Source organism: Microcoleus sp. PH2017_12_PCY_D_A (assembly GCF_020738565.1).
Taxonomy (GTDB): Bacteria; Cyanobacteriota; Cyanobacteriia; order Cyanobacteriales; family Microcoleaceae; genus Microcoleus.
In genome coordinates this window covers 1-4,939 of record NZ_JAEQCI010000209.1, presented here as the reverse complement: position 1 = coordinate 4,939, position 4,939 = coordinate 1, and the positions used below count along the sequence as shown (strand labels likewise).

5 protein-coding genes are annotated in these 4,939 nt (G+C 48.7%); 1 reads left to right on the top strand and 4 read right to left on the bottom strand.

Annotated elements, in window-relative coordinates; translation table 11 throughout:
* Positions 1 to 282 precede the first annotated feature (282 nt).
* The 4 genes from JGK39_RS32490 to JGK39_RS32475 form a co-directional block, all read right to left on the bottom strand.
* Positions 283 to 1,269: a hypothetical protein gene (locus JGK39_RS32490; RefSeq protein WP_293246527.1), complete on the bottom strand. Its 987-nt coding sequence runs from the start codon at positions 1,267 to 1,269 to the stop codon at positions 283 to 285.
* A 94-nt stretch (positions 1,270 to 1,363) separates the two neighbouring features.
* Positions 1,364 to 1,651: an RRXRR domain-containing protein gene (locus JGK39_RS32485; RefSeq protein ID WP_293246521.1), complete on the bottom strand. Its 288-nt coding sequence runs from the start codon at positions 1,649 to 1,651 to the stop codon at positions 1,364 to 1,366.
* Positions 1,652 to 1,983: 332 nt separating this feature from the next.
* Positions 1,984 to 2,223 carry a NifU family protein gene (locus JGK39_RS32480; RefSeq protein ID WP_193975189.1) on the bottom strand — a complete coding sequence of 80 codons (240 nt, stop codon included), beginning with the start codon at positions 2,221 to 2,223 and terminating at the stop codon, positions 1,984 to 1,986.
* 239 nt (positions 2,224 to 2,462) lie between these two features.
* Positions 2,463 to 3,113 (bottom strand): DUF3386 domain-containing protein, encoded by a 651-nt coding sequence (locus JGK39_RS32475; protein WP_293246518.1) that lies wholly within the window; start codon positions 3,111 to 3,113, stop codon positions 2,463 to 2,465.
* Positions 3,114 to 3,429: 316 nt separating this feature from the next.
* Between JGK39_RS32475 and JGK39_RS32470 the strand changes: the two genes are divergently transcribed.
* Entirely contained in the window at positions 3,430 to 4,929 is a 1,500-nt protein-coding gene (locus tag JGK39_RS32470; RefSeq protein WP_293298882.1) for a PAS domain S-box protein, read from the top strand.
* The last annotated feature ends 10 nt before the right edge of the window (positions 4,930 to 4,939 follow it).

Here is a 4,939-nt window from a genome sequence, read left to right as displayed (position 1 = left end):
CTTTGGACAGATTTTAGCTCATAAGCTTGCACACGCGGAGCGTTCAAACCAGTCAAAGTCTTTCTCTGTAAAGGTTTTAGGCTTTTTCGGCAAGCCCTAGCTATGGTCTGTGCTGCGAAAAAGTAAATTCTTTGGTGCAAGATATTCAAGCTAAACTTCTGCTTTTAGCGTTACTTGCAGCCGTGCTGTCAACTTGCTACTTTTTGGGTTTTGCTCTGCCTGTAGATTTACTACTTCACAAATACTGCTAAAATTGAGCCCTAATCTTTGAGGCGGGGTGCATCACCGCTGTTGCCCAACTAGCCGGGCCACTCCCTCGGAGAAGTATCGGGGACGGACTGCGTGGTTCGAGATGTAGTGGATCGCGATCGCATCGGGAGAATTTGTCTCCTGTCCCATCTGATACGAAACTGGCAGTTCATTCCACCCGAACTCCCCCGCCGTCAGCGCCAACAGCATTTGCTCTGCAAAATAATGGGCGCGCCATTCCGGCGTATATGCCCGCAGCATCCGCTCCATAAAGCTAAACTGCTCGTCCCCAAATTTGGGCAGAACGACCAGGCCGCCGTTGAAACTGCATTCAATGCGAGTCCCGCACCGCGCCTCGATCTCGTTCACCGGAGCGCATACCGTCACCCAGTCAAATTCGTCGCGGAAGCTGGTGAGAGCGGGGCTGTTGTGGGCCACGGCACATTGTTCGAGAACCTCAGTGGGGCGATCGAATACCAAGACATCGGAGTCTATACCAACCACCACTCGGGCCTGCTCTGACATATGAGAAGCAAGGAGCCGCGAGCCGAAAAAGTGAGTGTGAGAGAAGCTTCGCAAGAATTCAAACTCGCTCCCGGCCAACCGCTGCTCCACCAACCGCTTCGCGTCTTCGGGGAAGAGGAATCGGACGTGGGGAAAGAACTTCCGAAACCGCAAGACATCTTCCGGGGTGATGGAACCGTCGGATTGGATGACTGGGGTCATCTTGCCGTCTGCCCATCGCAGCAGGCTCCACAAGCTCCAGATTCCCATCGTTACGTTGGAATGACCGCAGAGCATATGAAGTTCCACATCCGATGCCACAGGAGTCTCGATCGGACTGAGGACGCCCTCGGACGACAGTTTGTCGAGCAGGTTCCCCGCCCAACGATTCAGACTATCGAGCCGCCATTTGTAGCGGACTTCGCGATGTCCACCGTCCAACAACACGTACTTTGCAAATCCGAGCTGCTTGCGAATCCTGTGCAGAAAGTTCTGGGGAGAAGGGGTCGAGTTCATCGTTTTTCATCAAAAATCCTGGGTTTGAAACCCCGTCCTTATAGGACGGCTTTACAATTAATTTGCAATACGCCACGAGTTGTAAGACAAAAACTTACAATCTGCAGGCACGGTCTTTCACCCAATCGACGGCATGAGTTTGCACGTTGAGGTAGGTATGAGCTTTGGATTTGACTGTAAAGGCTTCTCTCTTTGAACCGGGATCAATACCAACCGCTATCGGTTGGCGGTGCGTGTTGGATGGTTCTACATTGAGTCGAACACCCCACACTCCTTTTTTCCAAAATGGTGTTGCCTTGCCAGACTTAATCCAACGCTTTGCCCTGCTTGGAGTTGTCGGCATTAGCGGTCTATTTTCGCTATCTAAAACTGGAACAAACATTTGCAATAAGCCCTATTACTAGGTATATATTTCCCTTCGCCACTGGCACATCTGAGCGGTTAAAAACTAGGGAAGCATTCTTAACGTCAGTTGGGATACCACTCCCAGATGGCTCAGTTTGTCTTGAAGACGCAGGCTAGACACTGTTTTAGTCTTGAATTAAGAAAGTGGTGAGTCTTCCTCTTTCAAGCCCCATGCCTTAAGGCTGGGGTTAGTGACGACTCCATAGGCTTTGCTGAATACAAGCATAGAGTGCTGTGACATCGCAGAATAGAGAATTCAGACTCATTACCAGGTTAAAGGGCAGCGAGTGTGAATTACTCGTTACTGAGCTACATTACCTGTTCGACTTCAGAAATTTCAGGGATAGCCTCGCGCAGGCGGCGTTCAATGCCCATTCTCAGAGTCATTGTGGAACTGGGGCAAGAGCCGCAAGCTCCTTGCAGTCTCAGGTGCACGACTGGGCCGTCGATTTCGACGAGTTCGACGTTGCCGCCGTCAGATATTAAGTAGGGGCGCATTTCATCGAGAACTGTTTCGACGTTATCTCTGGTTAGTGCTAGTGTCGTCATATTTTTGCCTCTGTGATGATTTCTTGCAGTTGATGAAAGTTCGATCGTACCGTTACTTGCCGCTAAATCAAGTTTAGCCCGATACATTAATCGCAAAACCCGCTTTCAGCAAGAAAACGGATTTTGCAATTAATAGCAGTTTCCAAAAGTAATGCAACTTTAGGAACTCTTCCCAGCCCGGCTGTCATCAGTCATTGCCAACCGCCAATCGCAAATCGCAAATCGAAAATTGTATAACCCTAGACTACTGCTGGTTCTAACAGTTTGACGTTGGAATAGTTAAACTCGGTTGTTGTCAGTTGACCTTTTTCTTTCGATCGCACTACTTGCTTGGTCATGACATAATAGTCGCCTATCTTGTCAAAGGTATCTTCAAATTCCAGTTCTCTGATGATTTCGTTGGTTTCGGGGTTGCGGAAAACGGCATCGTAGTGGCTGGCCAAAGAACCTTCGGGTGTCTCTAAGCTGTTGTGCGTGTCAATGACGAAAGCCATGCGCCCCATCACCCGGCTGACTTGACAAATTGACAGACCTCTGATTTTGTAATTCGACCCCATTGAGTCGCCTTGCACTAAAATATCCACAGCGTCGGTGCTGTCCTTCTCGCCGAGGGTGAAGCTGTTTTTGCCGTGGGATTTTTCAAATGTCGATCGCTTGCGGTGAGTCACAATATCGCGCATTTGGGTGTAAACGCTCTGCTTTACTTCCTCGTCTGCAATGCCGCTGACTTCCACTGTCATGTCTGGTTTGATAGAAACATGACCCGTATATACTTCGTCGCCTTGTTTGAGTTCAATATCGGCGCTGTAACCGGGAAAGTTGGCATCCCAGGTGTAACGGTGTTCGTAAGCAGCGCGAAATAAATCGCGAGCGTTGGCTGGCTCTGTCATAAGTCTCTCTTTCTATTTACACCCATCTAGTTTAGCTTAAGCGCGAGAAGGCCCACATTCACTGGATAGGCGGGTTGCCGACTCTCGCCCGAGCACTGCTACCTCGGGTGCTGCTGGGCAGGCACAAGCGATCGCCACAATAATTTAATTTCTGTGTCGGTTGCTATGATCTGAAAATAAAGTGACGAAATCGCTGGTGATTAAGATCGCGGTCGATCGCCATACATCACTCTTTGTTATCGTTACCTTAAAAAAAAATCTGTGCGCTTTTTAGAGTTTGCACCTGTGGCAACTATTAGATTCCCTAATTAATAAAATGCTAGAAACAATTTACAAATACCTAGAAACGTTGCAGGAACAAGTTAACCATTTGCCACCTCCACAACAGGCAATTTTAACAAAAACTGTGGAAAATCTGTCAAATTCTTTGCAGGAAATGGCAGCGGGCCGCCAGTTTGAAAGTGCGACAAATAATGCAGCAAAGTTAGTTGAGGCGGAAAATTTAAATCGCCTTTTGGAACGCACTATCGCGCAGCAAGGATCCCAACTCAGACAGCTACAGGAAAAGTTGGACAAAGAAATCAGCCAGCACCGCCGGGACAATCAAGCATTCACTAAAAGCGAAGCAAAACTGCAAACAGTGCTGCGCCATTCTCCAGATATAATTAGCATTGTCGGCGCCGACGGGCGAGTCCGATATCACAGCGCAGCCCTAGAGAGTGTTTTGGGTTACAAGCCAGAAGAGAGAATTGGCAAGTTTCACGGCGAGTTAATGCATCCAGACGATTTGCTGGCTTGGCGGGCGTATTTTGGCAATTTGCTAGAATATCCCGGAGTTGGGAGGCCGATCGAATATCGGAAACGCCACGCTAACGGTTCTTGGATCTACTTGGAGGCGATCGGCAACAGTTTGCTTCACGATTCTAGCGTGCAGGGAATCGTAATTAATTCGCGGGAAATCGGCGAACGCAAGCAAGCAGAAATCGCAGTCCGGGAGTCGGAATCGCACTACATAGTTATGTCGAAAATTACTTCGGATTTTGCCTATTCTTTTAAGGTACTGCCAGACGGCAAGTTTGCCTGCGAGTGGGCTACAGAAGCTTTTGAGCGCTGCGCCGGTCGCGTTCCTGAAAAATTAGAATCGTTTGGTTGGTGGAACTCCGAGCTCGTTCATCCCGACGACAGGGAAATATTAATTAAGCAGTTAGAAGGCTGTACTTTCAGCCGCACGGGAGCCAACGAGTACCGCATTATTAATCAAAAAGGTGAAGTGCGGTGGGTGCGGGACTGTTGGCAAGTGGTGTGGGACAAAACTGAAGGACGGGTTGTCCGTTTGTGGGGCGCTTGTCAGGAAATTACCGATCGCAAGCAAGTAGAATTTAAACTGCAACAAGTTAATGAAGTTTTGCAAGCGCAGATGGCATCGGCGCCGCTGGCGATTAACTGTACCGGCAATGACGGCCGCACCCTTGTTTGGAACCGCGCCGCCGAAGAACTTTTTGGCTGGACTGCTGCTGAGGTTTTGGGGCAACCATTGCCGAATATTCCTGAAGGACAAAAGCAAGATTTTTACGCGCTGCTGAAGTCTGCGGGTAATGGCAAACTGGAAAACGGTTTGGAATTGTCTTTGCTAAAAAAAGACGGTAGTTCGATCGATGTTTGGCTTTGGGCGGCACTCGTACAAGATGCAGGCGGCGATACACTCGGCAGTATCAACATATTTTCTGACCCACATTCCGCAGATATTCGATCGGATTTAATTTCAAAAGAATTCAGAATTCTCAAAACCTCAAATAATTGCTCTGCAATCATTTGAGGCTTTTTTC

What these genes read in the sequence shown, in the direction of transcription:
- JGK39_RS32490 (WP_293246527.1), bottom strand. Translation starts at nt 1,269, where the DNA reads ATGAACTCGACCCCTTCTCCCCAGAACTTTCTGCACAGGATTCGCAAG.
- JGK39_RS32485 (WP_293246521.1), bottom strand. Translation starts at nt 1,651, where the DNA reads ATGTTTGTTCCAGTTTTAGATAGCGAAAATAGACCGCTAATGCCGACA.
- JGK39_RS32480 (WP_193975189.1), bottom strand. Translation starts at nt 2,223, where the DNA reads ATGACGACACTAGCACTAACCAGAGATAACGTCGAAACAGTTCTCGAT.
- JGK39_RS32475 (WP_293246518.1), bottom strand. Translation starts at nt 3,113, where the DNA reads ATGACAGAGCCAGCCAACGCTCGCGATTTATTTCGCGCTGCTTACGAA.
- JGK39_RS32470 (WP_293298882.1), top strand. Translation starts at nt 3,430, where the DNA reads ATGCTAGAAACAATTTACAAATACCTAGAAACGTTGCAGGAACAAGTT.